Annotated in this window: 26 protein-coding genes and 2 pseudogenes; 9 read left to right on the plus strand and 19 right to left on the minus strand. The window is 58.4% G+C overall.

The window, feature by feature from the left end:
• From ACK41X_RS06225 to ACK41X_RS06260, 8 genes and pseudogenes are all read left to right on the plus strand, one after another.
• On the plus strand, positions 1-796 hold a 796-nt coding region (locus tag ACK41X_RS06225; RefSeq protein ID WP_409720360.1), incomplete at its 5' end, for a hypothetical protein.
• Between the two features lie 138 nt (positions 797-934).
• Complete coding sequence (locus ACK41X_RS06230) at positions 935-1,486, plus strand: hypothetical protein (RefSeq protein ID WP_409720362.1); 552 nt, start codon at positions 935-937, stop codon at positions 1,484-1,486.
• Between the two features lie 8 nt (positions 1,487-1,494).
• Positions 1,495-1,755: a hypothetical protein gene (locus tag ACK41X_RS06235; RefSeq protein WP_409720364.1), complete on the plus strand. Its 261-nt coding sequence runs from the start codon at positions 1,495-1,497 to the stop codon at positions 1,753-1,755.
• A 75-nt stretch (positions 1,756-1,830) separates the two neighbouring features.
• Positions 1,831-2,664 carry a hypothetical protein gene (locus ACK41X_RS06240; protein ID WP_409720366.1) on the plus strand — a complete coding sequence of 278 codons (834 nt, stop codon included), beginning with the start codon at positions 1,831-1,833 and terminating at the stop codon, positions 2,662-2,664.
• Positions 2,661-2,948 carry a hypothetical protein gene (locus tag ACK41X_RS06245; RefSeq protein ID WP_409720367.1) on the plus strand — a complete coding sequence of 96 codons (288 nt, stop codon included), beginning with the start codon at positions 2,661-2,663 and terminating at the stop codon, positions 2,946-2,948. Before ACK41X_RS06240 ends, ACK41X_RS06245 begins: the two co-directional genes overlap by 4 nt.
• Positions 2,948-3,400 carry a hypothetical protein gene (locus ACK41X_RS06250; RefSeq protein WP_409720369.1) on the plus strand — a complete coding sequence of 151 codons (453 nt, stop codon included), beginning with the start codon at positions 2,948-2,950 and terminating at the stop codon, positions 3,398-3,400. The genes ACK41X_RS06245 and ACK41X_RS06250 overlap by 1 nt, the downstream gene beginning before the upstream one ends.
• A 281-nt stretch (positions 3,401-3,681) precedes the next feature.
• Positions 3,682-3,996 (plus strand): annotated as a pseudogene (locus tag ACK41X_RS06255) (transposase); the annotation flags it as partial.
• Between the two features lie 129 nt (positions 3,997-4,125).
• Positions 4,126-5,892: a PHA/PHB synthase family protein gene (locus ACK41X_RS06260; protein WP_409720447.1), complete on the plus strand. Its 1,767-nt coding sequence runs from the start codon at positions 4,126-4,128 to the stop codon at positions 5,890-5,892.
• Positions 5,893-5,970: 78 nt separating this feature from the next.
• Here ACK41X_RS06260 and ACK41X_RS06265 read toward each other — a convergent pair whose 3' ends face one another.
• From ACK41X_RS06265 to dnaK, 6 genes are read right to left on the minus strand one after another with little or no spacing between them, the layout of a single operon-like run.
• Positions 5,971-6,804, minus strand: a complete 834-nt coding sequence (locus tag ACK41X_RS06265; protein ID WP_409720371.1) for a universal stress protein — start codon at positions 6,802-6,804, stop codon at positions 5,971-5,973.
• Between the two features lie 23 nt (positions 6,805-6,827).
• Entirely contained in the window at positions 6,828-7,163 is a 336-nt protein-coding gene (locus ACK41X_RS06270) for an NADH dehydrogenase ubiquinone Fe-S protein 4 (protein ID WP_409720373.1), read from the minus strand.
• 6 nt (positions 7,164-7,169) lie between these two features.
• Complete coding sequence (locus ACK41X_RS06275; protein ID WP_409720375.1) at positions 7,170-7,709, minus strand: nucleotide exchange factor GrpE; 540 nt, start codon at positions 7,707-7,709, stop codon at positions 7,170-7,172.
• 44 nt (positions 7,710-7,753) lie between these two features.
• Positions 7,754-8,413 (minus strand): hypothetical protein, encoded by a 660-nt coding sequence (locus ACK41X_RS06280; protein ID WP_409720377.1) that lies wholly within the window; start codon positions 8,411-8,413, stop codon positions 7,754-7,756.
• Positions 8,414-8,456: 43 nt separating this feature from the next.
• Complete coding sequence (gene clpB / locus ACK41X_RS06285; RefSeq protein WP_409720379.1) at positions 8,457-11,045, minus strand: ATP-dependent chaperone ClpB; 2,589 nt, start codon at positions 11,043-11,045, stop codon at positions 8,457-8,459.
• Between the two features lie 49 nt (positions 11,046-11,094).
• On the minus strand, positions 11,095-12,981 hold the full coding sequence (gene dnaK / locus ACK41X_RS06290; protein WP_409720381.1) for a molecular chaperone DnaK: 1,887 nt from the start codon (positions 12,979-12,981) through the stop codon (positions 11,095-11,097).
• Between the two features lie 234 nt (positions 12,982-13,215).
• Between dnaK and ACK41X_RS06295 the strand changes: the two genes are divergently transcribed.
• The gene (locus tag ACK41X_RS06295) at positions 13,216-14,001 is read left to right on the plus strand and encodes a TIGR00730 family Rossman fold protein (RefSeq protein ID WP_409720383.1); all 786 of its coding nucleotides are present in this window, start codon (positions 13,216-13,218) and stop codon (positions 13,999-14,001) included.
• 78 nt (positions 14,002-14,079) lie between these two features.
• On the opposite strand, the gene ACK41X_RS06300 is transcribed toward ACK41X_RS06295, so the two are convergent.
• From ACK41X_RS06300 to ftsH, 13 genes and pseudogenes are all read right to left on the minus strand, one after another.
• On the minus strand, positions 14,080-15,450 hold the full coding sequence (locus ACK41X_RS06300) for a cation:proton antiporter (RefSeq protein ID WP_409720385.1): 1,371 nt from the start codon (positions 15,448-15,450) through the stop codon (positions 14,080-14,082).
• Positions 15,451-15,463: 13 nt separating this feature from the next.
• A pseudogene (locus tag ACK41X_RS06305) lies at positions 15,464-15,769 on the minus strand (cation:proton antiporter); the annotation flags it as partial.
• 526 nt (positions 15,770-16,295) lie between these two features.
• Complete coding sequence (locus ACK41X_RS06310; protein ID WP_409720387.1) at positions 16,296-16,649, minus strand: DUF308 domain-containing protein; 354 nt, start codon at positions 16,647-16,649, stop codon at positions 16,296-16,298.
• A gap of 91 nt (positions 16,650-16,740) precedes the next feature.
• Entirely contained in the window at positions 16,741-17,385 is a 645-nt protein-coding gene (locus ACK41X_RS06315) for a MarC family protein (protein WP_409720389.1), read from the minus strand.
• Positions 17,386-17,399: 14 nt separating this feature from the next.
• Positions 17,400-19,760: an endopeptidase La gene (gene lon / locus ACK41X_RS06320; protein WP_409720391.1), complete on the minus strand. Its 2,361-nt coding sequence runs from the start codon at positions 19,758-19,760 to the stop codon at positions 17,400-17,402.
• Positions 19,757-20,176, minus strand: a complete 420-nt coding sequence (locus ACK41X_RS06325; protein WP_409720393.1) for an Hsp20/alpha crystallin family protein — start codon at positions 20,174-20,176, stop codon at positions 19,757-19,759. The genes lon and ACK41X_RS06325 overlap by 4 nt, the downstream gene beginning before the upstream one ends.
• 37 nt (positions 20,177-20,213) lie before the next feature.
• Positions 20,214-21,137, minus strand: a complete 924-nt coding sequence (locus ACK41X_RS06330) for an HPF/RaiA family ribosome-associated protein (RefSeq protein ID WP_409720395.1) — start codon at positions 21,135-21,137, stop codon at positions 20,214-20,216.
• Between the two features lie 112 nt (positions 21,138-21,249).
• Positions 21,250-21,906, minus strand: coding sequence for a DNA starvation/stationary phase protection protein Dps (gene dps, locus ACK41X_RS06335; protein WP_409720397.1), 657 nt, complete (start codon positions 21,904-21,906; stop codon positions 21,250-21,252).
• 34 nt (positions 21,907-21,940) lie between these two features.
• On the minus strand, positions 21,941-22,381 hold the full coding sequence (trxC, locus tag ACK41X_RS06340; protein ID WP_409720399.1) for a thioredoxin TrxC: 441 nt from the start codon (positions 22,379-22,381) through the stop codon (positions 21,941-21,943).
• Positions 22,378-22,866 carry a phosphate-starvation-inducible PsiE family protein gene (locus ACK41X_RS06345; protein ID WP_409720401.1) on the minus strand — a complete coding sequence of 163 codons (489 nt, stop codon included), beginning with the start codon at positions 22,864-22,866 and terminating at the stop codon, positions 22,378-22,380. Before ACK41X_RS06345 ends, trxC begins: the two co-directional genes overlap by 4 nt.
• A gap of 53 nt (positions 22,867-22,919) precedes the next feature.
• Positions 22,920-23,750 carry an SDH family Clp fold serine proteinase gene (locus ACK41X_RS06350; protein ID WP_409720403.1) on the minus strand — a complete coding sequence of 277 codons (831 nt, stop codon included), beginning with the start codon at positions 23,748-23,750 and terminating at the stop codon, positions 22,920-22,922.
• Between the two features lie 21 nt (positions 23,751-23,771).
• Positions 23,772-24,509, minus strand: coding sequence for a rhomboid family intramembrane serine protease (locus ACK41X_RS06355; protein ID WP_409720405.1), 738 nt, complete (start codon positions 24,507-24,509; stop codon positions 23,772-23,774).
• Positions 24,510-24,512: 3 nt separating this feature from the next.
• Positions 24,513-26,390: an ATP-dependent zinc metalloprotease FtsH gene (gene ftsH, locus ACK41X_RS06360; protein ID WP_409720407.1), complete on the minus strand. Its 1,878-nt coding sequence runs from the start codon at positions 26,388-26,390 to the stop codon at positions 24,513-24,515.
• Positions 26,391-26,419: the final 29 nt, after the last annotated feature.

Genomic DNA, 26,419 nt, shown 5'->3' on the forward strand with positions numbered 1-26,419 from the left:
AACTGGGGGGCTAACCTTCTGGGATGTCTCGTCCGGGACTGGCCTGGAATGCCTCACGCTCGTCGGTGCCGTCGACGGCACGCTGCCCAAGCTCGGTATTCTCACCGCGGCCGATACGACGAACCGGCTCGCGGTCAAATCCGACGCCATCCTCTTCAGTCATGATGACGTGACGCCCGGATCGGGCGATCTGCGGGTCACGCTGAACAAAAGCGCCGCCGCGAAGGATGCGGGCTTCGTCTTCCAGGACGGCTTCAGCACGCGGGCGCTGTTCGGGCTGCTCGGGGATGACAATTTCACGATCAAGGTCTCGCCGGACGGATCGGCCTTCCACACCGGCCTGTCGATCGACAAGGCGACCGGCAAGGTCTCCTTCCCGGCCATGGCGAAGCTTTCCGCCTATATCAACTACGACCACTACGCCGCGACGACCTACGTTAACACCGACATCAACAACGAGGATCTGGACACCGCGAACGCTTTTGCTTCCAACGTCTTCACCGCGCCGAGCACCGGGCTCTACAAGCTGGGCTATTCCCTCGGCTGGACGCAGAACGGCACCAACCTGCCCACCTCCATGCATGGCCGCCTGCTCAAGAACGGCACGACCGAAGTGCTGCCCTCGGCATCGTCGGCCTCGAACAACGCGGGCAACAGCGGCAAGATCGTCATCTGCACCGAAGGCATCATCTCGCTGACGGCCGGCGACACCCTTCGCTTACAGCACAAGTTCTCGTCGCTCGACGGCTACGCCTCGGCGAACATCACCCGCTTCTGGATCGAGCAGATCACCTGAGCCGATCGCGCGCCGAAGCATCATCGACCCACTGAGCACAGCCCCCGCAAGGCCGCCGCGTCGCGCCCGCCCTTCCGTCCTGCGCGGAGCGCGGCGGCCGGTTCGCTTTTTCCGACCACACATGAGGCGCGAAGACCAATGCAGAAAATCAACGTCATCGCCTTCGGCGGACTCGGCGGCGCCGTGTTTTCCGCCGGGCTCAAGACCATCCTCATGCGGCTGCAACGCGTCGAGGGCGTCGATTACTGCGCCTATGAGGACTATGCGTCCTGGCGGCGCTGGACGCAGACCCTGCGCGGCTGGCGCGATCCAACGGTCATGATCGGACATTCCTTCGGCGTCACCGCCGCGCTCGCGGTCGCGCGGTCCCTGCGCGACGCCGGCGGCGGCCCGCGCCTGCCGCTCCTCGTCGCGTTCGATCCGTCGAAATGGTGGTGGTGCAATCCGTCGCTGATGGCATCCGGCGGCAACGCCGTGCCGGATACGATCAAGAATGTCGTCAATTTCTATCAGGCGTCCGGCCCGATCGGGCGGCAGAAGCTCTATCGCGAAAACGGATCGCAGGCCGGGATCGACAATCGGCTGATCGCCGGCACGATGCACAGCCGGATCGAGGACCGGCGCGATCTGCAGGATGCGACCGTGATCGCGGTGCGGCTCGTCATCGACAGCCTCAAACAAGCGGCATGAGGACGGCCATGGACCTGCAATGGTGGATCACCGTCATCGGCGTGCCGCTGGTCAGCGCTCTGTTCTGGCTGCGCTTCCATGACCGCAACGAAACCGACGCCGCCCTGCGTGCCCTGAAAGACGAACTCGCCAATTACAAGCTTCTGGTCGCAACGAGCTTCGTGACGGCGACCAGCATGAAGGATCTCGAAGGCCGCATCATGAGCCACCTCGACAAGATCGAGAAGAAGATCGACCGCGTGATCGAGCAGAAGCACCCGCCGGCTTGAACGGCGTCACGCACATCCCCGCATTCTCAACGAAAGCCCGCCGCGCGCGGGCTTCGTCGTTTCAGGAGAAGACCTATGACCCTGACCTTCCCGGCCATGGCGGCCGGATATCGCAATTTGTGGCGCGACATGAAGGTTACGCGCGCCGCCGAATGCGAGGCCGCCGCGCAGCGTATCCTCGCCGGCCGCGCGCGCTATCTCGCGGTCGAACGGCAGACCGGCGTTCCATGGTTCTTCATCGGTCTGCTGCATCTGCGCGAGTCGTCCTGCAACTTCGCCGGGGTGCTCCATAACGGCGAGCACATCATCGGCAAGGGCACGCGCACGCGGCTCGTCCCGGCCGGCCGCGGTCCGTTCGCAACGTGGGAAGAAGCGGCGATCGACGCGCTGCGCCTCAAGGGCCTGCACGCGATCAAGGACTGGCCGGTCGAACGCATCGGCTACGAAAGCGAGCGCTTCAACGGCTTCGGCTATATCCGGCGGGGCATAAACAGCCCCTATGTCTGGGCCGGTTCGAACCATTACACGCGCGGCAAATATGTCCGCGACGGCGTGTTCGATGCCGCGCACGTCGATACCCAGCTCGGCACCATGCCGGTGCTGTGGGCGCTATGTCGCCTGGATTCCGAAGTCGCCGATCGCGTTGCCGGCAAGCCTGCGCCACTGCCTGAGATCGCGGCCGGGGCGGGCGCCGCGACCGCCACCGTCGCCGCAACAGGCGCGGGCTCCGGCTGGGGCGCGCTCGAATGGGCATTCGCCATCGCCGCCGCCGCCATCGCGGTCGCGCTCGCCATCGCGGTCATCCGCGCCTGGCGCCGCAGGACGTCGGCCGATCTTCCACCGATCGAAGTCAACGAGAATGCGACCGCCGACCGGGCGGGCGCGGCCGAAGAAGGAGAACAACCATGATCGTCGTCATCATCGCTCTCGCCGTCATCGCGACGGCCGGATGGTACTGGCGCGCCGAAATCAACGGCTGGCTCAATCGCCTGAAGGGATGGCGCACCGTCATCGTGAACGCGATTCCCGCCGCTCTGATCGCGGCGGGTCAGATCGTCGAATACGCAGCCTCGTTCCCGCTCTGGGAATCGATCATGACGCCACAGGCCGCCGCCTGGACGCTGCTCGGCTTCAACGTGGCCAACATCCTCCTGCGGGTCCAGACGACAACGCCGGTCGGGAGGCGCGACTGATGCTCAATCTTCTGTTCGCGGTCCTCTCGGCGATCCCCGGCCTCGCGGGAAAGTTCCTCGACTGGCAGGTCAAGCGCGCCAACGCCGAGCTTGAGGGCTTCCGCCACGGCGCCACGATCGATCTTGAAGCCTTCCGCGCCTATCTCAACGCGCAGGTCGAAACCAACCGAATGAAGCTTGCGCAGAATTCCTGGTGGGGCGCAAAGCTCATCATCCTGATCGCCGGCGTGACCGCCTCGGTGCATTTCGGGCTGGTGATGGTGGACTCAATGTGCCCGGCGTCATGGGGCTTTGGACGCATCCCCGCCAAGGGAGGCTGCGGGATGGGCATCCCCGCGCTGCCACCGCCCTACGACACATACCAGTGGGCGATCGTGCAGTCGTTCTTCCTCGTCATGCCCGCCATGCCGCTCGCCAACGCGGTGTCGCAGTGGCTCGCGCGGAAACGATGAAGGAATTGATTGACTACATAATCGATCCGAGCCGCGCCCCTCCGATATGTGCCGCGCTTTCTGCCGAGGTCGCTCGTGATTCTGTTCGGTTACCGCGACGATGACAGCTTCAATCGGAGCGCTGTCGCGAACGATAATCGGCCAAAGGCGCGCCTCATCTTCCCCTCGCGAAGAAAAGCAGAAGCAACAACGCGTCAGCGACCGACATCCATGCAGGGATTCTTGCCAGTAAGCCGGGGTCCGGCGACGGCGGCGGCCAAGAGGGCGTCGGATTTCCGTAGCTGCCCAACGGGCGGGCACTCACTGGCCAATCGCACGACTACACACGGCATGGCACCACGGCGCTGTTCGCGGCCCTCATTGCCAGCGGCGAGGTCCGCGCCAAGCACTATAGCCGCCGCCGGCGCATCGAGTTCCTCGACTTTATGAACCGGATCGTGGCCGAGCAGCCGAAGCGGCAAATCCATGTTATCCTCGACAATCTCAACACTCACAAGCTGAAGAACGACCGCTGGCTCAAGCGGCATCCCAACGTGCACATCCACTTCACGCCGACCCGGGCCTCCTGGCTCAACCAGATCGAAATTTGGTTCACTGAGAGCAGCTGCGATATCCTAGATGACAAGGATCTGATACTTATTAGGACGCAAGTCATGACCGACATGATTAAGGCGCCTTCGCGTGAGGGTGGCGCCTCGGTGAGGAAAGAGGGCTTAAAGACGGATATGCAAACACATCTTGCGGATGCAAGCCAAGATACGGATCGAGTATCCGATGTTGCCTGGCGCAGTATCGATCGCGTCTTTCGAGCTCGTATTGGGCGGCTTACCGCCGGCATAAGCCCGGTTGGGCTTTCAGAGGCATACTTTGATTGGCTTGGGCATCTTTGGATGTCGCCGGGGAAACAGGCGCAGCTTGTCGAGAAGGCATGGCGGAAGGCGGGCCGAATCGGGTTGTATTGGATGCAATGTATGAGTACATCCAACCCATCGCCCTGTATCGATCCTCTTCCGCAGGATGACCGTTTCGTTGCCGTGGAATGGCAACAGTGGCCGCACAAATTGATTTATCAGAACTTCTTGCTGCATCAGCAATGGTGGCACAATGCCACCACCGGCGTCGACGGACTCGACAAACATCACGAGCGGGTGGTCGAATTCGTCACTCGCCAGCTCCTCGACGTGGTATCGCCTTCAAATATTGCATGGCTCAATCCGGAGGTCAGCACTGCTACAATTAAGCAGGGCGGATTGAATCTGGTCAGGGGGATGCAGCATTTCCACGAGGATTGGCTGCGGTTGGTCGGCGGCAGGCCTCCGGTCGGGGCGGAGCAATTCAAAGTGGGCGTGAACGTCGCTGTTACGCCGGGCAAAGTAGTCTATCGCAATCGCCTGATCGAGCTCATTCAATATTCGCCGACTACCGATGATGTCTATGCCGAACCCGTACTTATCGTTCCGGCATGGATCATGAAATACTATGTCCTCGATCTTTCCCCGCATAATTCGCTTGTTCGATATTTGGTCGAGCGCAGGCATACGGTTTTTATGATCTCATGGAAAAATCCAACCGGATCTGATCGCGACCTTGGCATGGACGATTATCGCGAACTTGGCATTGTCGCTGCACTCGGGGCAATCGACGCAATCTGCGATCATCGCAAAACGCACGCGGTCGGTTATTGCCTTGGCGGGACATTATTGGCGATCGCTGCCGCCGCGATGGCGCGAAATAGAGTCGATCGGCTCGCAAGCCTCACATTGCTGGCGACGCTGGTCGATTTCACCGATCCGGGCGAGCTCGGCTTGTTCATCAGCGAAAGCGAAGTTTCGTTCCTGGAGAGCATGACATGGGAACAGGGCTATCTTGATACGCATCAGATGGCCGGCGCGTTCCAGCTGCTTCGGTCGAACGATTTGATCTGGTCGCGCGCGCTGCGCAGTTATCTGCTGGGCGTAAGGCCGCCAATGCACGACCTGATGGCATGGAACGCCGACGCGACCCGACTACCTTATCGCATGCATTCTGAATATCTCCGGCGCCTTTATCTGGACAATGATCTTGCCAGCGGCCGCTATAAAGTTGACGGTCGGACGATCTTCCTGACGGACATTCGAGTTCCGATTTTCGCGGTTGGAACAGAAAAAGATCATGTCGCGCCTTGGCGGTCCGTGTTCAAACTCCACCATTTGACCGATACCGACGTCACTTTTGTGCTTACGACAGGCGGTCACAATGCCGGTATCGTGAGTGAACCTGGCCACAAGAACCGCAGTTTCCAGATGGCGACAAAAAATATAGCCGATCGCGATACTGATCCGGAAACATGGATGACGACCGCACCCCGCTTTGAAGGGAGCTGGTGGCCTACGTGGCAGTCTTGGCTGGCTCGTCACTCGACCGGGCGGGTCGCGCCACCGCTACTTGGGAACACGGCAATCGGCCTTGCCCCAATTGCCGATGCGCCGGGCACCTATGTTCTTGAACGTTAGATCGCCTGTTCCTCCAACGTGAATATGTAATCTTCGACCGCCTCTTAACTTCCTAAATACAATTTGCATTAGGTTTAATTAATGCGCCATGAGAAGCGGAACCGGCGAATTGTGCATCAAATGATAAGTCACGCCGCCGAGAAGCATCTCGCGAAGGCGAGTATGGCCGTATCCGCCTAGAACGATCAAGTCACTTCTCTTTTTCTTGGCTTCCGCGAGCAATGTTTCGCCTACATTACCGTTCCGGCATTTGACTCGATGGAGTTCCGCTGCGATGCCATGATGCTTCAAATGCTTCTTGATCGCGTCGCCCGCGGTTCCTTCCATCTCTTTGCCGGGCTCGTCGGCAACCATCACGACCGACACCTCCTTAGCTATCCGCAAATACGGCATTGCTTCAACCACAGCCCGCGTCGATTCGCGGCTCGTGTTCCACGCGACCAGAATCCGGTCGAAAATAATGGATTTCGGGCGTTCGACTTCGGGGACCAAAAAAATATGACGGCCTGATCCAAAAAGGAGTCCCTCGACGAGACGGTCGGGATCTTGTGAGCCGTTGGGTCTGATCAAAACGAAGGTGTCGGCGAACCTGGCTTCGCGAACGGCAACATCTGCAATGTCTGATGCCAGAATGTCGAACCTGCGAAGCTCGATGGTCACGTCGTACCGCTTTAATCGGTCGGCGATGACGTTTTCCATCTTTCCGCCGGAGGCGCGCGCCTGGTCCATCAGCGCTGCGATGCCTACCGCGCCTGTGAGGTCGCCATCGATCGGTGCTGGAGGTGGCGGCAATATGTTGAAAAACAAGCCTGTTGCGTAACCTTTAAACTGCCGGACGATATCGAGGACCGCGGCCAGGCGAACCTCATCCGAAACACTTCCGTCAAGCCAAGTAATCACATCTTTGATCATCAGGGTTCTCGCGAATCGATGCGTTAACGCTTCCGGCCTGGACGAGTTGGCGGATCGATAAGCCGATAGTTCCAACCATTCTTTTCCGCAAAATCGACGGCACTTTCACAGTCGGGAAATTCAAGACGAATCGGAGCGAACGGATCGCTGCTTCCAGTCCACCCCATCAACGGCTCGATGAACGGCCTAGCACTTCGTTCAAACTCCAGTATCCAACGTCGCCGACCCCGAGCAGACTGGGTCACCGCACGTTCGGCTTTGTATATGAGCGCCGGTGGAACACCTCCTGGAACCGCCATTTCGGTGCCAGGCAGCTTCGACCATCCCTTGGAGCGATTATGACCCCGATCCGCAGCCATGCTGTATCAGTCCTGAGGCGCAGACTTCTGGTTCGTCGCCAGGCGCCGCTTTGACACAACAACTCGTGCTGGTCTCAACAGACGATCATGAATCATATAACCATCCTCAAGGACTTGCATTACCGTTGCCGGAGGATGTGTGTCGTCGTCCGCCTCCATCAGCGCCTCATGCAGAGATGGATCAAATCGTTGTCCGAATGCAGCAATCTTCTTGACGCCAAATCGCTCTAGCGTCTGGAGAAACATTCTCAACGTCGACTCAACACCCTTTACCAGGGCATCGTTATCGGGGGACGATGTCGCGTTTTTCACCTGGAGCACGCGCTGAAGGTTATCGATAACCGGCAGCAGCTCGCGCGCTAATTCCGCGATAGCAAACTTCCGTGTATCCTCAGACCTGCGATCCGCTTGGCGCCGCGCGTTCTCCGCGTCGGCCAGCGCGCGCAGTAGGCGATCCTTCAGTGCCGCATTTTCGGACAGCAGCGTTGCGACGTCGGTGGCCTCCGTCGCGAGAATTTCATCGTCTTTGCTATGCGGCGAGGACATTGGCTTCACCCACTTGTATCCGACAGTAAGCCAGCCGATGCAGCTTACCGCGGGAGGCTATGATCTTCTCCAAGCCAAGGGTCCGGATTGATTGAAGACAGCGGAATATCTGCCAAGGTCTTCTTCAGTTCGACTTCATGCACATGAATTTTTTCTACCCCATGACGCCGCATGATTTGCTGCGCTTTAACCTCTGCCTCCGGATTACGCACGCGGACCAAAACCACAATGCCCCCGAGGCGCAGCTCGTCTTCAAGATCAACACCGTCTCCGGACGAAAGGAGGCGAGTTCTCAAAATGCCGGCCAAGCCTGCGCCTGTTGCGCCTCCTGCAAGTGCGGCAGCCGCAACCGCAGCTAAGGCGCCGCCGGAGGCCACAATAGGCAGAGTCGCGCCCAATGTACCAATTGTCACAAGCGTTCCGAAGACAAGAGCCGTCGTCGACACCTTGTCGTCTGTCTTGATTAGATCACGGCGTGGCGCATCCGATACTTCTGCTGCTGCAACAGGATCATTGTAGTATACCTTTAACTCGCGCATGATGGTCGTACGACTTGCCATTAAATCTATATCGGCCCGATCAAAGCCAGCATTTGTTAGCTCATCAACCAAACGGTCCAGCGTATCCCGGCTTTTAACTAATCCGACTACTTCCCGTACCCGTACGGCTGCGAGAATATCACTCTTGGGACCGTCGTCGCTCATACAATCCATCCTTTGATTGGCTCGTTCAATAAGTGCGATTGCCTCATGCCGCCTGCGCCAGGATCGTCCCATTGATCGCGATCTTTCCATCGATCACAGTGACTTTCACTTTATCTCCGTCTTTGATTTTTCCTGACAGCAGCATGCTGGCGAGCGGATTCTGGAGCTGGCGCTGAATAACGCGCTTCAGCGGCCGCGCTCCATACACGGGATCGTAACCGGTGTTGCCGAGCCATGTCTTCGCGGTATCGTCCACTTCGAGCGTGATCTTGCGATCCGCCAGCAGCGACTGCAGGTGCCGAAGCTGGATGTCGACAATCCGCTTCATTTCACCGCGGCCGAGGCGGTTGAACAAGATGATCTCGTCGAGCCGGTTGAGAAACTCGGGCCGGAAGGAACGCCGCACAACCTCCATCACCTGCTCGCGCGCGGCCTCGGCCGGTTGTCCCTCAGGAAGCGCGGCCAGATATTCGGCCCCCAGATTTGAGGTGAGCACTATGATCGTATTGCGGAAATCGACGGTGCGGCCTTGTCCGTCGGTGAGCCGCCCGTCGTCGAGCACCTGCAGCAGGATATTGAAAACATCGCTGTGTGCCTTCTCAATCTCGTCGAACAGGATCACCTGATACGGGCGCCTGCGGACGGCTTCAGTCAGGGAACCGCCTTCCTCATAGCCGACATAGCCTGGAGGCGCGCCGATAAGCCGAGCTACCGAATGCTTTTCCATGTATTCGGACATGTCGATGCGAACCATCGCCTGCTCGTCATCGAACAGGAATTCTGCAAGCGCCTTGCAAAGCTCCGTCTTGCCGACGCCGGTGGGGCCCAAGAACAGGAATGAGCCGATCGGCCGGTGCGGATCCTGAAGACCGGCCCGCGCGCGTCGCACGGCATCCGCGACCACGACAATTGCCTGATCCTGCCCAACGACGCGCTCGCGTAGCTTGTCTTCCATATGGAGCAGCTTCTCTCTCTCTCCCTCCATCATCTTATCGACCGGGATACCGGTCCACCGCGACACCACCTCCGCGATCTCCTCGGCCGTCACCTCCTGCTTGAACATCCGTCCTTGCGCAGGAGTTTCGGCAAGTTTCTTTTCAAGCTGCGGGATAATGGAATACATAAGCTCGCCGGCGCGCGTTAGATCGCCGCGCCGCTGCACGCTCTCCAACTCGCTACGCGCCTGATCGAGTTGTTCTTTGATCTTTTGGACCGAGGCGAGTTTTTCCTTCTCCGCCTTCCAAATCGAGGTGAGATCGGCCGATTTCTTTTCCAGTTCGGCGATTTCCTGATCGACTTTCTTGAGACGTTCCTTCGATGCCTCGTCCGTCTCTTTCTTCAAAGCCTCGCGTTCGATCTTAAGCTGAATGATGCGGCGGTCGATTTCGTCGACTTCCTCCGGCTTGGAATCGGCCTCCATGCGGACGCGACTAGCCGCCTCATCGACCAGATCGATGGCCTTATCGGGCAAAAATCGATCGGTGATGTAGCGATTGGATAAGGTCGCGGCGGCTACAATCGCTCCATCGGTAATGCGCACGCCGTGATGGACCTCGTATTTTTCCTTAAGGCCGCGCAGAATGGAAATTGTCTCCTCGACCGACGGCTCGCCAACAAACACCGGCTGAAAGCGCCGAGCGAGCGCCGCGTCCTTCTCGATATGCTTTCGGTACTCATCGAGCGTCGTTGCGCCGATGCAGTGCAGTTCGCCGCGAGCAAGCGCCGGCTTGAGCATGTTGGAGGCGTCCATCGCCCCTTCCGCCTTGCCGGCGCCGACCAAGGTGTGGAGCTCGTCGATGAACAGAATGACGTCGCCCGCGCTGCTAAGCTCCTGCAGCACGGCCTTGAGGCGCTCTTCAAATTCACCTCGATATTTGGCTCCCGCGAGCAGCGCTCCAAGATCGAGCGCCAGCAATCGACGGCTTTTCAAAGCTTCTGGCACGTCACCCTTGACGATGCGCTGCGCCAAGCCTTCCACGATCGCCGTTTTTCCGACGCCCGGCTCGCCAATCAGCACAGGATTGTTCTTCGTGCGCCGAGAAAGAACCTGAATCGTCCGCCGAATTTCCTCGTCGCGACCAATGACCGGATCGAGTTTATTCTGGCGTGCTTCCTCGGTAAAATCGCGAGTGTATTTCTTGAGCGCGTCGTAACCTTGTTCGGCCGACGCCGTGTCCGCGGTCCGTCCTTTGCGGATATCGCCGATAGCCTTGTTGAGCCCTTGAGGCGTGATACCCGCGCGCTTAAGGAGATCGCCAACAGCGCCGCTCGCCATTGTCAGAGCCAGCAGCATATATTCGACGGTGACGTAGGCATCGCCGGCCTTCTGCGACAACTGCTCGGCCTGGTCGAACAACCGCGCCGTCTCCGGAGCGAGATAAATCTGGCCGGCGCCGCTGCCTTCGACTTTTGGCAGCTTTTGCAGCTCCTGTTCGGTCGCTTGTTTAACCTGGGCACTGGCCCCGGCGCCCGCAGCGGCATCGATCAGATTGAGGCTTAGACGGTCTTCATCGTCCAGCAACGCTTTCAGCACATGAACCGGCGTGAGTTGCTGATGCCCGCTTCTTAGCGCGAGCGATTGCGCGGATTGCACCAGCGCTTTGAGCCGGTCAGTATATTTCTCAATCTGCATGGCAGCACTCTCGTTCTGTCGGCGCGTTGTTAAGAACTAAGCTTCGCGGCTAACCGGATTTTCGCTTGTCCACTTCCTCGAATTCGGCATCCACAACGTCTGAATCCGGCGAACCGGACGCACCAGATGATGTACCGGCCCCGCCGCCTGCTGGCTGCAGCCGCGTTGCCGCTTGCGCGAGCTTTTCCGTCGCCTGTCGGATGCGATTTATCTCCTCGCCTGCCATGACCTCCTTGGCGGCTGAAATGGCCTGTTCGACCGCGGTCTTCACGTCGGCCGGGACCTGATTTCCGATCTCTTGGAGACGTTTTTCCGCGCCGTAAATTGTAGCGTCCGCCTGGTTGCGGGCCTCGACCAGCTCCTTGCGGCGCTTGTCCTCCTCCGCATGCGCCTCCGCTTCCTTGACCATGCGCTGGATGTCCGCTTCTGTCAGGCCGCCGGAAGCTTGGATGCGAATTGTTTGCTCCTTGCCGCTGGCTTTGTCCTTGGCGGAGACGTTGACGATGCCGTTGGCATCGATATCGAAAGTGACCTCGATCTGAGGCAGTCCTCGCGGGGCGGGCGGAATTCCGACCAGATCGAATTGTCCAAGCAGCTTGTTGTCAGCCGCCATTTCGCGCTCGCCCTGAAACACGCGAATCGTCACCGCAGTCTGGTTGTCCTCGGCGGTCGAGAATACCTGGCTGCGCTTGGTCGGAATGGTCGTGTTGCGCTCGATGAGCTTTGTCATGACGCCCCCGAGCGTCTCGATGCCGAGCGAAAGCGGCGTCACATCGAGAAGAAGAACATCCTTGACATCGCCTTGCAGAACGCCCGCCTGAATCGCCGCACCGACCGCCACGACCTCATCGGGATTGACCCCCTTATGCGGTTCGCGCCCAAACAGCTTCTGTACCGTCTCCTGAACCTTCGGCATACGTGTTTGGCCGCCGACCAGAACGACCTCGTCGATTTGAGAGGCCGCGATGCCGGCGTCCTTAAGTGCCGCTTGACATGGCGGCACCGTCTTCTGAATGAGGTCGTCGACTAATGCTTCTAGTTTGGCGCGGGAAAGCTTGATCGTGAGATGCTTCGGACCGTGCTGGTCCGCGGTGATGAACGGCAGATTGACCTCGGTCTGCGTCGCGCTTGACAGCTCGATCTTGGCTTTCTCGGCGGCGTCCTTCAGACGCTGGAGGGCGAGCCGGTCGCCCCGAAGATCGATGCCGTTCTCCTTTTTGAACTCATCCGCCAGGTAATCGATGATCCGTTTGTCGAAGTCTTCGCCTCCTAGAAAAGTGTCACCATTCGTCGATTTGACTTCGAATACTCCGTCGCCAACCTCAAGGACTGAAATGTCGAAGGTTCCGCCGCCAAGATCGTACACCGCGATCTTGCCAGTGCCCTTCTTTTCGAGACCATAGGCCAATGCTGCCGCCGTCGGTTCGTTGATAATCCGCAGCACCTCAAGTCCCGCAATTCGTCCTGCGTCCTTGGTGGCTTGGCGCTGGGCATCGTTGAAATAGGCGGGAACCGTGATGACAGCCTCGGTCACCTTGGTGCCAAGGTAAGCCTCCGCGGTTTCCTTCATTTTCGTGAGGATGAATGCGCTGATCTGGCTTGGGCTGTATTTTTTGCCACGGGCCTCCACCCAGGCGTCACCATTGGGGCCCGGAACGATCTTATAGGGCACCATGCTCTTGTCCTTCTGCGTCATTGGGTCGTCGTAGCGGCGACCGATCAGGCGCTTAATCGCGAAGATCGTGTTTTCGGGATTCGTGATGCTTTGCCGCTTGGCGGGTTGCCCAACAAGAACCTCTCCCGTATCGGTAAAGGCCACCATGGAGGGGGTAGTGCGCGCGCCTTCGGCGTTCTCAATCACTTTCGCCCGATTGCCTTCCATGACGGCAACGCATGAATTGGTCGTCCCCAGGTCAATCCCGATCGCCTTCGCCATCACGTTCTCCTCTCGTTCCGGGGACGACTCTGATCGATTGTCAGATGCCTAGCCCGATTTCATAGCGTCGCCTGCTCTTCAACCATCTTGCGTGCCCGATCACGTTGACGGGTATCAAGATTCCGTTCATTCGATCAGCATTCTGCGTCCGATTTTCTGAGGCGGCAACTGGATATCCAGGCCCGGCAGCCGCGAAAGCGCGGATTTTACTATGTCACCTCGAAGGACCCCCCAATGGCGGCACAAACGACCCCTGCCGACAACAGACGGCAGCTCCAGTCCCAGACCTACCAGCTCGCCGCGCTCGACCAGGACTTCATTCTTGGCGAGTCGACGCGCGGCATCCGGCTTCAGCTCGAATACGCAAAAGTGGAAGAGGCTCTTCGCACGTGGGGCGTCCGCTCAACCGTGGTGGTGTTCGGTAGCGCGCGCGTGCACGAAAATGGGCCTCCTCGACATATAGCCTGGTACCGGCAGGCTCGCGAATTCGCTCGCATCGTATCGGAACTTGCCGGTGCGAAGACGTCGAATGGCCCGGTTCGCGACAACGTGATTGCAACCGGCGGAGGACCGGGCTTGATGGAAGCCGCCAATCGAGGCGCTTGCGATGCCGGTGCGCCTTCCATCGGATTTAACATCACGCTCGTTCACGAACAGCAGCCCAACGCCTATTCGACGCCAGAGCTAACATTCCGCTTTCAGTATTTTGCGATCCGGAAAATGCATCTTGCCATGCGAGCCAATGCGCTTGTGGTGTTTCCAGGAGGATTTGGCACGCTGGATGAGATGTTTGAGATTCTCACGCTGAAGCAGACCGCCAAAATTTCGCAGATCCCAATTCTTCTTTTCGATCAATCTTATTGGCGATCGCTACTAAATCTTGATGTTCTGGTGTCGGAAGGCTTGATCGCGCCTCAGGACACAAGCCTTTTTATGTTCGCGGACGATGCGGAAGAGGCGTGGACGTTGCTGAAGCAGCATCTGTTATGCGCTTTTCCACCACGTCAAGACTCTCCATGACACCTGTCTGCGGACTCGACGCCGTATCGCAAGCTAGCACCATGTCCTATTCAGTTGCACGGTCAGCCCGCTCGATGTTCAATCGTCTTGGAGTTCCCGATGTAATTGTGAGAAAAGCGCCTCAAGGCGATCGCGAGCCAATCCAACTTCCAGCAAACATTGCCTCGCAAGGGCTAGCCCTGCGGCAACATGCTCATGGAACACGGTGATATTGTCGATGGCTACGAGATCTTCCGCTAATACTTCCGTTCTCGCACTGACAATTAAAGCCAAGTGCGGAAAGCGATGCCGCAATGCGCGAAGTATCCGAAGTGCCGGTCGGTGCTGGTGAAAGGTGACGACAACCGCCCGGGCGCGCTCCACACCAGCCGCTTCCAGAGTGGCGATCCGGCTCGAATCACCGAAAATAACCGGCAATCTCATCTCTCTCGCTTGCAAAAATGGCTCGTAACGTGTCTCGAACAGGAGATGCGGTATCCCGGCTTTTGAGAGCGCCTTCGATACGATCCGACCAAGAGATCCAGCGCCGCAAACCAGCACGTGATTTTGTAATCCCTTCGATTGATTAAATCCTTCCAGCTCTTCAAGCTGAGGCTGATGTTGCCGCAGGTTAGCGTGAAATAGAAGTTGTACTAACCGATCATGTTCACGAATTAACAGCGGTGCCATCGCCATAGATATTGCGATTGCAATCATTGCCGGCTGGCCGATGGTCGCGGGCAGAATGCCTACACTGAGTCCCAGACTCATGAGGAGCAATCCGAATTCGCCGCTGTGACCAAGAATAATTGCGCCCCGTCCGGCATCGATCCAACTTTGTCTCGCAATTCGTAACGCAAGCAGATTTATCATCATTTTTCCGGGCACAAGCAGAAACAGCCAAAGCAGCACGTTAAGCGGCGATTGCGTAATCATACTCAGATTGAGCTGAGCGCCGGTCGTAATAAAGAACAATCCAACCATCAAATCACGAAATGGACGAATGTCGTCTTCAATGCGATGCCGGAAGTCACTCTCGCCTAAAACGAGGCCGGCGATAAAAGCGCCCAAAGCCGGAGAAATACCCAGGTGATGGCTTATCCATGCAGTCGTTAGAACGAGAAAGATCGAGGCGAGCAGAAATGCTTCAGCATGGCCGCGACGCGCAACCCATTCAAGCAATCGGTGAAGTATCGGTTTTCCCATCAGGATGATGATGCCGAGAATCGCCGAGATTCGAACCACTTCAATCGCAATCTGGGCGCCGGCCCCGGTCCGACTAGCCAGCAATGGAAGCGCCGCTAGAAAGGGAGCGGCTGAAATGTCCTGGAATAGCAGAACCGCCATGCTGATGCGGCCATGGCGCGTGGTAAGCTCGCCTTGATCGGCCAATTGCTTGGCGCATATCGCTGTCGAAGACACGGCCGCGGCAGCGCCAATGATAATTGGCCGCACTTGCAGAGGCGCCAAGCGAATACGCCACCCCCCCGAACGCAACGCCAGCCAAAGTGAACTGCAGCCCACCGGCAGACAGAACACGCCAGCGTGTGGCCCAAAGTTCGGCGACGGATAGTTCGAGGCCAACCGTGAACATCAGCAAAACGACGCCGATCTCGGCCAGAAACGTCAATGCTTCACCCGGCTGCACGAGCCTCCCGACTGACGGACCAATCATGAGGCCGGCGAGAAGATAACCAAGGAGCGTTGGAATTCGCATTCGAGCGCACAGACCGGCTGCAACAGCGGCTGCGGCGACCAGAACGACCGAAAGAGAAAAAAGGCTTTGCATGAAGCTAAGCGCCTATTTCGACATTCCATGACTGATTCTTAGCCTGCAATCGATCTGCAGACCGACTGACAGCAGATTGGCTCTAAGTCATTGATGATGGTCGCGGTCGCAACCGTCCTTCCGCGGAACATTGGGCTTCCCGAAGCATTTTTTTTGGTCTGCCTGTCGCAGAAAGACTGGTGTCGGACCGCTGCCGAAGGGATTGAAGCCGGCCCTTAAGCAGCGATCGAAGATCGTCTCGTCCCAATGGGTGAAATCGTCGTCATCGCCGGTGGGCCGCCCGGTTTTCCCCGAGCGCGTCATATTCCAGTCCGCTGATAGATGCCGGGAGCTTTGTCGTATTCTGTGTGATTCGCGCGGCGCAACCGTAGGCCGAGCAGAATCATCATTGCTCCGAAGAAGGTGGCGTAGAAGCAGAGAAGCCAGCCGAGCGCAAGAAAGGTCTCCAGCGGGCCTGTCAGTAGCATCCAGGTCAGAACGACACTGAAGATGACCGAGAGAAGCTCTACTGAGGATGAGCTAGACCTCACCCTTGATTTATCGCAGGTGCATCGCTGCCACGATTTCCAGGACGCCGGAACACACACACCAGAAGGTGATGCTGGCCCAAGGGAATGTCGCGAGCACCAGCGTCGCATCGAAGGGCGAGACGGCCGCGACCACGCCCGTGGCGATTCCCAAACCCCAAAATGCCGCTGGACATAAGCCAGCCCGAGCGCTCGGCCTTGCGAATGTTGCAGACGTCGGCGACCGGGCCGAACACGCCGGCGGCGAAGGAGAACGCGCCGAACACCAGTGTCAGAGCCAGAAACAACTCCGCCGGCGTTAAGAAAGCAGGCGCCGCGATCATCAGCGCCAGCACGCCGCGGCGCACAAACATCCACTAGTTGCCCGAGAGGGTGCACAGCATATCCTGTATCGAGTTCGTTTCCGAGGTTGTTGTCATTGCCTCACTTCCTTTACGATTTTCGTCACGCGCCAAACGGTTTGAGTATCGTAATGTACGCCGCAAAACCGTCCAGAATGTATTGAATGGCGAGCCCTGCAAGTACGATGCCGAAAACGCGTCCTATAACATTGACGCCAGTTACTCCGAGCACTGTCATCAGTCGCGACGCAAAGATGAATACCAACAGGCAAAGCAGCAACACAGAGATGAGAGCAGACATTGCAATTAGCTGAATCAGGAAATCGCTGCCTGCCTTTCCCATTATAAGAATGACGGAGGTCATTGCGCCGGGGCCAGCAATCAGTGGAACCGCAAGCGGAAAAACCGCTACGTCAGTGCTTTCCTCAGCCTCGTCCTCTTCAGCTTTGGTCGCGGTCCGCAGACCACTTGGACGCACAAGAATCATGTCGATCGAAAGCAGCAGAAGCAATAGGCCTCCGGCAATTCGAAACGCCGGAAGGGTTATTCCCAAAAAGCGAAAAACAATATCGCCGGCGAATGCAAACGCGATCAAAATTACGCCAGCGAGAATGACGGCACGAGCTGCAATTTTCTTCCGGACAGCGACGCTTTTCTTTCCGGTCAAAGCCATGAAGATCGGGAGAATCCCGAGTGGGTCTATCACCACAAAGAATGTAACGAAAGCCGTGACGACGAATTCCAGCATTGTCGACACTTGCGTCACTTCTCCTTAGGCGGTTCAAGTGCTGCGGCGACAGCATCGTCAACGGTCTTCATCCAAACGAATTTAATCCGTTGCCGCGCATCAGAAGGGACATCTTCGAGATCCTTTTTGTTTCGTTCGGGAAGCATGACCGTTTCGATGCCGGCCCGCACGGCCGCGAGGACCTTTTCCTTGACGCCGCCGATCGGAAGAACCAGTCCACGAAGCGAAATCTCGCCTGTCATCGCGGTGTCGCTTCGTGCCGTACGGCCGGTAAGCAGCGAGGTCAACGCGATGAACATGGCGACGCCCGCGCTCGGGCCGTCCTTCGGAATCGCGCCTGCAGGCACATGCACGTGGACGTCGGCTTTTTCGAACAGGGCTGGATCGATACCGAGGCACTCGGCGCGCGATTTGACAAGGCTGAGCGCGGCCTGCGCGCTCTCCTTCATTATATCGCCAAGTTGTCCCGTCAGAATGAGTTTGCCGCTTCCAGGCACACGCGCCGCCTCGATGAACAGGATGTCGCCGCCGGTCGGCGTCCAAGCAAGTCCGGTGGCGACGCCCGGCACGCTGGTGCGCATCGCGACCTCGTCCTCGAAGCGAAGAGGTCCGAGAATCGTTGCCAGGTCCGCCTCGCCAATCTTGACTGAGGTATCCTTGCCTTCGGCAATCCGCATCGCGGCGTGGCGGCATAGCGCGCCAATTTCCCGCTCCAGATTGCGGCAGCCGGCCTCTCGCGTGTAATACCGGATTATCCCCCTCAGCGCTTCGTCGGAGATTTCGCATTGCTCGGGCTTCAGCCCGGCGGCATCGAGCTGTCGCTTCACGAGGTAGCGCTTGGCGATCTGCAGTTTTTCATCTTCCGTATAACCGGGGACCGAGATCATCTCCATGCGGTCGCGCAACGGACCGGGGATGCTGTCCGGAACATTGGCTGTTCCAATAAACAGGACTTTGGACAGATCGAACGGCAGGCCCAAATAGTTGTCGCGGAACGTAAGGTTCTGCTCGGGATCGAGCACTTCGAGGAGGGCCGATGACGGGTCGCCGTGAAATCCGGCGCCGAGTTTGTCCATCTCATCGAGCATCAGGACCGGATTGCGGGCGCCCGCCTTGCGAATGGCCTGAATGATGTTGCCGGGAAGCGCGCTGATATACGTGCGGCGGTGACCGCGAATTTCGGCCTCGTCGTGAACGCCGCCGAGACTCAGGCGCGCGAAGGGACGGCCGGTCGCCCGTGCGATGCTTTGTCCGAGCGAGGTCTTGCCGACGCCCGGCGGGCCGACGAAACACAGAATAGGCGCCTTGCCATCTGGATTGAGCTTGCGCACCGCGAGGTATTCGAGGATGCGTTTCTTGACTTTGTCCAGATCGTAGTGATCCTCGTCGAGGATGCGGCGCGCTTCTGGAATGTCGATTCTCTCCTCGGCAAGCTTTGCCCACGGCAATTCAATGAGCCAGTCGAGATAGGTACGGATCATCGAGTACTCGCCGGCGGCGTCCGGCATCCGTTCGAGACGCCGCAGCTCCTTCTTGGCCTGATCCTCGACCTCCTTCGGCATTCCGGCCGCTTCGATGGCGCGCTTCAATTCTTCCAGCTCCGCGGACCGATCGTCGGATTCGCCGAGTTGACGCTGGATCTGCCGCATCTGCTCGCGCAGGATATGCTCGCGTTGCTGCGTACTGAGTGTTTCCTGCGTCTGCTCGCCAATCTCCTTGCTAATGCGGAGCACTTGAATCCGCTCGGTCAGGAACCGAATTGTCTTGTCGAGACGGTTTTTGACGTCGAATGTTTCGAGGATGTCCTGCTTATTCGCAGGCTTGATGTCCATCAAGTTGGCGACGAAGTCGGAGAGCGCCGAGGCGGACTGAACTCCGTCGAGGCCCGCGACAAGCTCCGCCGGCACGTTCGGCAAGAGCTGCATGGCCTCGTGCGCCCGCTGTCTCAGCAATTGCATCCGACCTTCGATTTCCGGCGTGAGGACTTCAGATTCCCCGATTTCCTCCACCTGCGCGGCCAGAAAGGGATGTCCTGGCAAGACGCTTTGGATGCGAAACCGGCGCGTGCCGCGGACGATCAGATGATGGGTGCCGTCCGGCGCCGTCACGTAGCGCAGGATTTCCGCGACCGTGCCGATACGATGAAGCTGCTCGTCGCCAGGCTCGTCGATAGCCGGATCGGTCTGCAGCACGACGCCGATCGGGCGTTCGCCGCGCAAAGCCTCCTGTGCGGCTGCTTGGGAGCGCGGCCGCCCCACCGTCAGCGGCATCACGACGCCGGGAAACAGCACCATGTTGCGCACGGGCAGCAAGATCAGCGCGCCCGGCGGAAGCTTGGTGCTGCTTTGGCCTGATGGCGAGACTTGTTCGTTCATCTTTTTGCGCCTTGTGCCGATTTGGCGAGACGGAGAAGGAGGCAGCCATCCTCAAACCCCTGCGCCTCGAGCGCTGCGGCCGCCTCGGGAAGCGTGAACCGAAGCAAAAAACGTCCCTGAGGAATCTCAAGCCGATGAATGGCCGCGCCTCTGACCAATGCCGGCAGTCGTCGATGCCCACGCACTTCAAGCGTCCGCCCCATGAGCCTGATCTCGACATCGCCCGGAGTCACGCCCGGCAATGCGATCAGTGCAATGAATTCGCTTTCCGTCTCATACAGGTCGACGGGCGGCGACCAACCGATTGCACCTTCGACGGCAAGAGGCGTGAAAAATTGACGGTGTAGACGTTCCGCACGAGCCAAGAGATCGCAAGCGTCTGCCCACATCCATCGTTCGATATCGCCAAATGCCATGGACTTGACTCCCTAACGCCCCTTCGGTGCTGCCTTCCTATTTCTCAACCGGCTCCGAGCGCAAGCTCCTACGGATTTGATTCTCGATGACCTGAAGAGCATCCTTAACCTGACTCCCCGGCTTTCGGGTAATCATAGCGATCTCGTAGGTCTCGAAGCCTTCGACGTAATGCAAATCGAAAACCTCTTGCTCGAAGGGGGATAATGTAGCTAGCACCTGATCCATCGTCGACAACAAACCGGATTTTGGAGAGGTTCCTTCGGTCGGCGATGAAGGCGCACTCGGAGTATGCCCTTTTCGTGAGCCGCCTCCGCGCTGTGCGATGGCCTCGCGGACGAGACGATAGAGCTGCGCGCGATCATTTGTCGGCTTTTGACGTTTCGACAAAGCCGCCAGCTTGTCTTCTGCCTCCCCGACTAATTCCGCAAGCTCGCGGTCGGTGATCTGGTCGCCTTGGCTGCGAGCGCGATTGGCAACTCTGCGCGCAAACCGCGTCAAACGGCTACGATGACTTTCAACGAAGGCTTCGCGCATTTCAGTAGCGCTTTGCGGCTCCGCGCCGCTCTCTCTCGGCACGGAAGAGAAGGACAGCTTATTGCGCCTCGTCTTGCGCTTCCATTGCGGCTCTTCCCGCAGCCTCTCTTTGAGATCCCTTAATTCTTCCAGAAGCGCCTTCACCGCGCTCGACAAGGCGGCAATGACCGATTTTGCCGACTTGTCAGCGTGCAGAATGTGCGACGGGAGCCGAAGCGTCAAAACGGCGCGGTGCTCTTCCTTGCGGGGATGTCGTTCAAGCTCAATGAGAAGATGTACTGCATCCGCCGGGAAACGCTGCAGATGCCTTTCAAGGGTTCGAATCTTACTGTGAATCTTCTGGCGTAGAAACGGATGTCCATGCAGGCCGCGCGTGACGATGTTCCAGCCGAAATGATTGGCTTTTTGGCCCGAGTTTGCGGTCATCTGCAATTGCGTCTCTGCTTTCTAAGGAAATGGAAGAGTTGTCGCCTTTAGGCGTTTCCGGTGAGCAACAGATGTGCGGCTTCTGCTTGAGCGCTTCCTCCCTTTCAAAGGCTCATGCCTTCGCCTGTCCGTGGGCTTCGACAAACCAAAGCGTCTTGTCGATACTTCGCGATATCTCGGTAAACAGGTCGGCGGTTCCCTGGTCACCAGCCTCTGCCGCCTCCTCGATGTTGCTTCGGACCTTTGCGCCGAATGAGGCAAGCGCATCCGCAAGGGCGGCGACGTGGGCGCGCCCTTCAATGATATCGATTGGGTATTCTTTCAGTGTCGATTGCTTGGCAGCCGCACGTACCGTGCCCTCGGCCGTACCGCCAAGCGTTGTAATGCGTTCGGCGATCATGTCCGTATGCTCACGCACGGTCGTTGCGACTTGATCGAACAGTTCGTGCAGCGCTATAAAGCTTGGTCCCTTGACGTTCCAATGGGCTTGTTTGGCTTGGCTCGCAAGATCAGCGGCGTCCGCCAGGCGTGCCTGAAGCAACCCGATGACAGTTCCACGGACGTTGGACGGCAAATCGATTCGGGTATCATGCATGGCTACCTCCTGATTTCGCGTACGTGAAGGCTCTTCGGGCCGGACAGGCACCGCGGGCCCGATGCGTGCCGGGATCCACCCGGGCGGATCGCTGGCAGGAAACGATTCGATGTCCGCTTCAATGACGGGATCGTCCTCGGGCTCAGGAGGATCCGGTTCAGGCTTTCTTGCCATTTGCATACTCTCATTTTTTAGCGCGTTAGGGCACTCAATGCGCGTGCGACACGATCCATTGCTGAAGGCGGCGTTCATCCATGGCGCCGCTCACGCGATCGACGATCTGGCCGTTCCGGAACATGATCAGGGTTGGAATCGATCTTATGCCGTAACGCTCGGCAGCGCCTGGATCATTCTCGGTGTTCAACTTCAGCAACCGCGCGTTCGGCTCAAGTTGTCCGGCCGCGCGCTCATAGGCCGGCGCCATCATGCGACATGGTCCGCACCACGGCGCCCAGAAATCGACAACAACGGGAATCTCGTTTGACCTGATGTGCTTCTCGAGACGTTCGCCGGTGACCTCCGCCGGCTGACCGTCAAAAAGTGCACGATGGCAGCGGCCGCATTTTGCCTCTTTCGCCGGCTTTTCTGCCGGGATCCGGTTGACGACATCGCAATGCGGGCAAACTATATGTGTGACGTGTTGACTCATTTTACCTGCCTCTCGCGCTCTGCGATCTCGGTCTTTCGGTCCTGATCGCGGACTAGCCAATAGACGGCACCAAGAGCGAGAACACCGGCCGCCAGTGCGAACATCTGATTGGCCGTGGTGGATGATAGATCGATTATTATGAATTTCCGGATCACCGCGAGCATGGCAATCAGAACGACGGTCCGCACTTGCACAATACTCTCATGCCGCTTCACCATGATGAGGATGGAATGCTTGAATTCGAGAGCGATAATCACGGTAAAAATCATTCCAAAGACTGTCTGGAAAACGCCGGGTTCGGTCGGGTCAAAACTAGTCAGGACGAGGCTGAATAGGATCTTAATTGTCAGATGCCAGACCGCAATGGCGATAACGACGATGATCAAGCCGGTCAGAATGAGAACGACCACTTGCTCGAATTTCTCGTAGGCGCTGGCCACCTCCCACTGCGTGGTCTTGATGTCCAAATGTTCGAGAAATTTCATCGTCGGCTCCGTCTGCTGCGCCAGCGGCTTATCTCTGGCCACGCCGGTTCAAGTCACTTTCGCAACGCTTCCTTCTGACGCGGCATCGGAAGATATTCGACCCCGCCCCCTTGGGACCGAACCGGCTGGGGATAAAGGGTCATCAGCTCAAGCACGGTGTCCGGCATGTCCGTGCTGACGGGCAGGCCTAGGTCTTTGGCCTCCTTGGGCGAAATCGGATAGTCGTGCGTCCATTGTCCGGTCGATAGCTTTTCAGCGAGCGCTTCAGCCTTGTCCTCGGCCATCTTGTCGGCAAGAAGCTCCTTCGCCGCCGCCTTGACCTGAGCGATGGCCTTGCGGCCGACATCGGCAAGAACCAGGGTCTCGTCGTCGATCTCCGCAATCGGCTTCTGCTCGACCACCTTGAGTAGAGAAGCGGCGGGCGACTGTCCGAGCTGCGGGTCAATAGGGCCAAGCACGGAATGCCGGCACATCACGATCTCGTCGGCTGCGAGCGCAATGAGCGTTCCGCCGGACATCGCATAATGAGGCACGAAAACGGTCACTTTCGCTTTGTGCGCGCGGATGGCGCGTGCGATCTGCATCGCAGCCAGCACGAGACCGCCGGGGGTGTGAAGCACGATGTCGAGCGGCACGTCGTCATCGGTCATGTGAATGGCGCGCAGGACATCCTCGGAGTCGTTCACGTCGATGTAACGCATCAGCGGGAAGCCGAGCAGCCGCATTGTTTCCTGCCGATGCACAAGCAGGATGACGCGCGAACTCCGATCCCGCTCGATCTGCGCGATTTTTCGCGTTCGCATCGCCTCCAGCATCCGCTGCCGCAGCAATGGCTGCAGCGCCGTGAACATGAAGAACAACCAAAAAATGTCGGTGATGCTCATAAACACCTCTCTTTGAATTGCTTAGCGTCGACCGTTCGGCGTGAAGCCATAGATTCCCTCGTCAAGATAGTATTTGCGATAGGCACGAATTGACCGTGTCAATAGCGGCGTTAGCAGAACTCCCGCCACGAAACCGCCAATGTGAGCCCACCAAGCAATGCCGCCGCCCACCGAGGGACGCAGAAGTTCAATCATACCGGGCACGATTTGCATCAAAAACCACAGTCCAGCAAACAGCAGCGCCGGCACTTCAAAAAAGAACGGAAAGAAGAAGATCGGAATGACGACGATCAAATTCGCCAGCGGAAAAAGACGGACGAAGGCGCCGATGACACCGGCGATTGCGCCGGAGGCGCCCAGCGCCGGAACGAACGAGGTTGCATTAAAATACGCGTGGGCTGTCGAGGCCGCGATCCCGCAAATCAAATAGAAAAGCAGGTAGCGGCTTCTTCCCATTCGATCTTCGACCGTCGGCCCGAACAGAAACAAGGTCCACATGTTCAAGATCAGATGCAGCCATCCACCGTGCAGGAACATGTTGGTTGCAAACGGCAGATAATCCTGAAGCGTGGGCTCGGGCAGGAAGGGCAGCGGAACGAAATAGCGTCCGGGAATGAGTGCGTACTCCACCAGGAATCGATCCAGCGCCGCCGGCGACAGACTGACCTGGTAGAGGAATACGGCCACGTTGATGGCGATCAGGCTCCAGGTGACAAATGGCGCACTGCGGTGGGGAACGCCATTTTGGATCGGAAACATGGATCATGCCCTCGTGGCTTGCGCTGCCGCCACAGCCGGTGAAGCTGCTGTCTGAGTGTCTGACAAGCGCAGGTCGTGGGTGAGTTCGCGCAGCTCGTCCTCGTTCAAGGTCTCTTTTTCTAGCAGGGATTTGACACACCGTTCCAGAACGTCGCGGTTTGCCGTAAGGATTGCGATCGCCCGGTCGAAAACGGCATGAACGATCGACTTCACGGCCGCGTCGATCGCTTCGGCCGTTGCTTCGCTGAAATGACGCTCGCTTGGCGCCGGGCCCGGAACGTTGCCCAAAAACGAGGGCCGTTCGGGTTCGTACACGACATAGCCGAGATTTTCGTCCATGCCGTAGCGCACCACCATATTGCGCGCGATGTCGGTCACCTTAGCGAGGTCGTCAGCGGCGCCGGTCGAGAGCTTGCCGAACACCAATTTTTCGGCCGCGCGTCCGCCCAACAGAACAGCGATTTTGGCTTCGAGTTCGTCGCGGGTCATCAAATAGCGGTCCTCGGTCGGCCGCTGAATCGTATAGCCGAGTGCTCCGACCCCGCGCGGAATGATCGAGACCTTGTGCACGGCGTCGGTCTTGGATATCGCAAGAGCCACCAACGCGTGGCCCATCTCGTGATAAGCTACAACCTTTCGTTCGTCCGGGTTGAGAAGGCGGTTTTTCTTTTCCAAGCCAGCAACAATGCGCTCGATGCCCGCGGTAAAATCCTGCATGGCCACCGCCGACGCGCCCCGGCGGGTGGCCAAGAGGGCGGCTTCGTTGACCAGATTGGCAAGGTCGGCGCCAGTGAAACCTGTGGTCAGAGCCGCGATCTTTTCCGCGTCGACATCCTCGGCCAAGGTCACTTTCCGCATGTGCACCTTGAGAATCTGAACGCGGCCGGTCTTGTCGGGACGGTCGATGAGAACCTGGCGGTCGAAGCGCCCTGCGCGCAATAGGGCGGGATCGAGGATTTCCGGCCGGTTGGTGGCGGCGAGGAGAACGATGCCTTGGGCCGGATCGAAGCCGTCCAACTCGACCAGAAGCTGATTGAGCGTCTGTTCACGCTCGTCGTGACCGCCCACGGCCGGAAATGCTCCGCGCGCCTTGCCAAGCGCATCCAGTTCGTCGATGAAAATGATGCACGGTGCCATGCTTCTCGCCTGCTCGAACAGGTCGCGAACCCGCGCCGCGCCAACACCTACAAACATCTCCACGAATTCTGAGCCGTTGATCGACAAAAACGGCACACCGGCCTCGCCCGCGATCGCGCGCGCCAGCAAGGTCTTGCCCGTGCCCGGCGGGCCGACAAGTAGGACGCCTTTCGGGATGCGAGCTCCAAGCCGGCCATAGTCCTGCGGAGCTCGCAGGAACGCGACGACCTCCTTCAGTTCTTCTTTCGCTTCATCGACGCCGGCAACGTCATTGAATGTGACCTTGATGTCCTTCTCGACATAGACCTTGGCCTTGCTCTTGCCGATCGGCAGGAAGTTGCCAAGCCCCTGCTTCTCGGCAATCCGCCGAAACACGAACATCCACAGGCCAAAGAAAAGCAAAATGGGAAGAACCCACGAGAGGATGTCGCGAAGGAACGTGCTTTCGACGGCCCCAGTAAAGCGCACGCCCTTTTCAGCAAGCTTTTGCGCCAAGGCCGGATCGACTCGGGTGGTCACAAATTGCGTGCGGCCGTCGCGCGGCTCCTTGAAGTATCCGCGGATGAACTGATTGCCGACGACGATGTTGTTGATTTGGCCATCGTCGAGATAGCGCTCGAATTCGCTATAGGGAATGGGCTCGACGCGCTGACTCTCGATCCAAAAGTGCTGAATCAGCAACACGCCAAAAATGGCCGCCACGACGTACCAGATGTTGAACGTCGTTTCCTTACTGAACTGCATGATGCCTCTCCAGTGGCGATGAATCGAGC

This window comes from Pseudorhodoplanes sp., assembly GCF_046289595.1.
Lineage (GTDB): Bacteria > Pseudomonadota > Alphaproteobacteria > Rhizobiales > Xanthobacteraceae > Pseudorhodoplanes.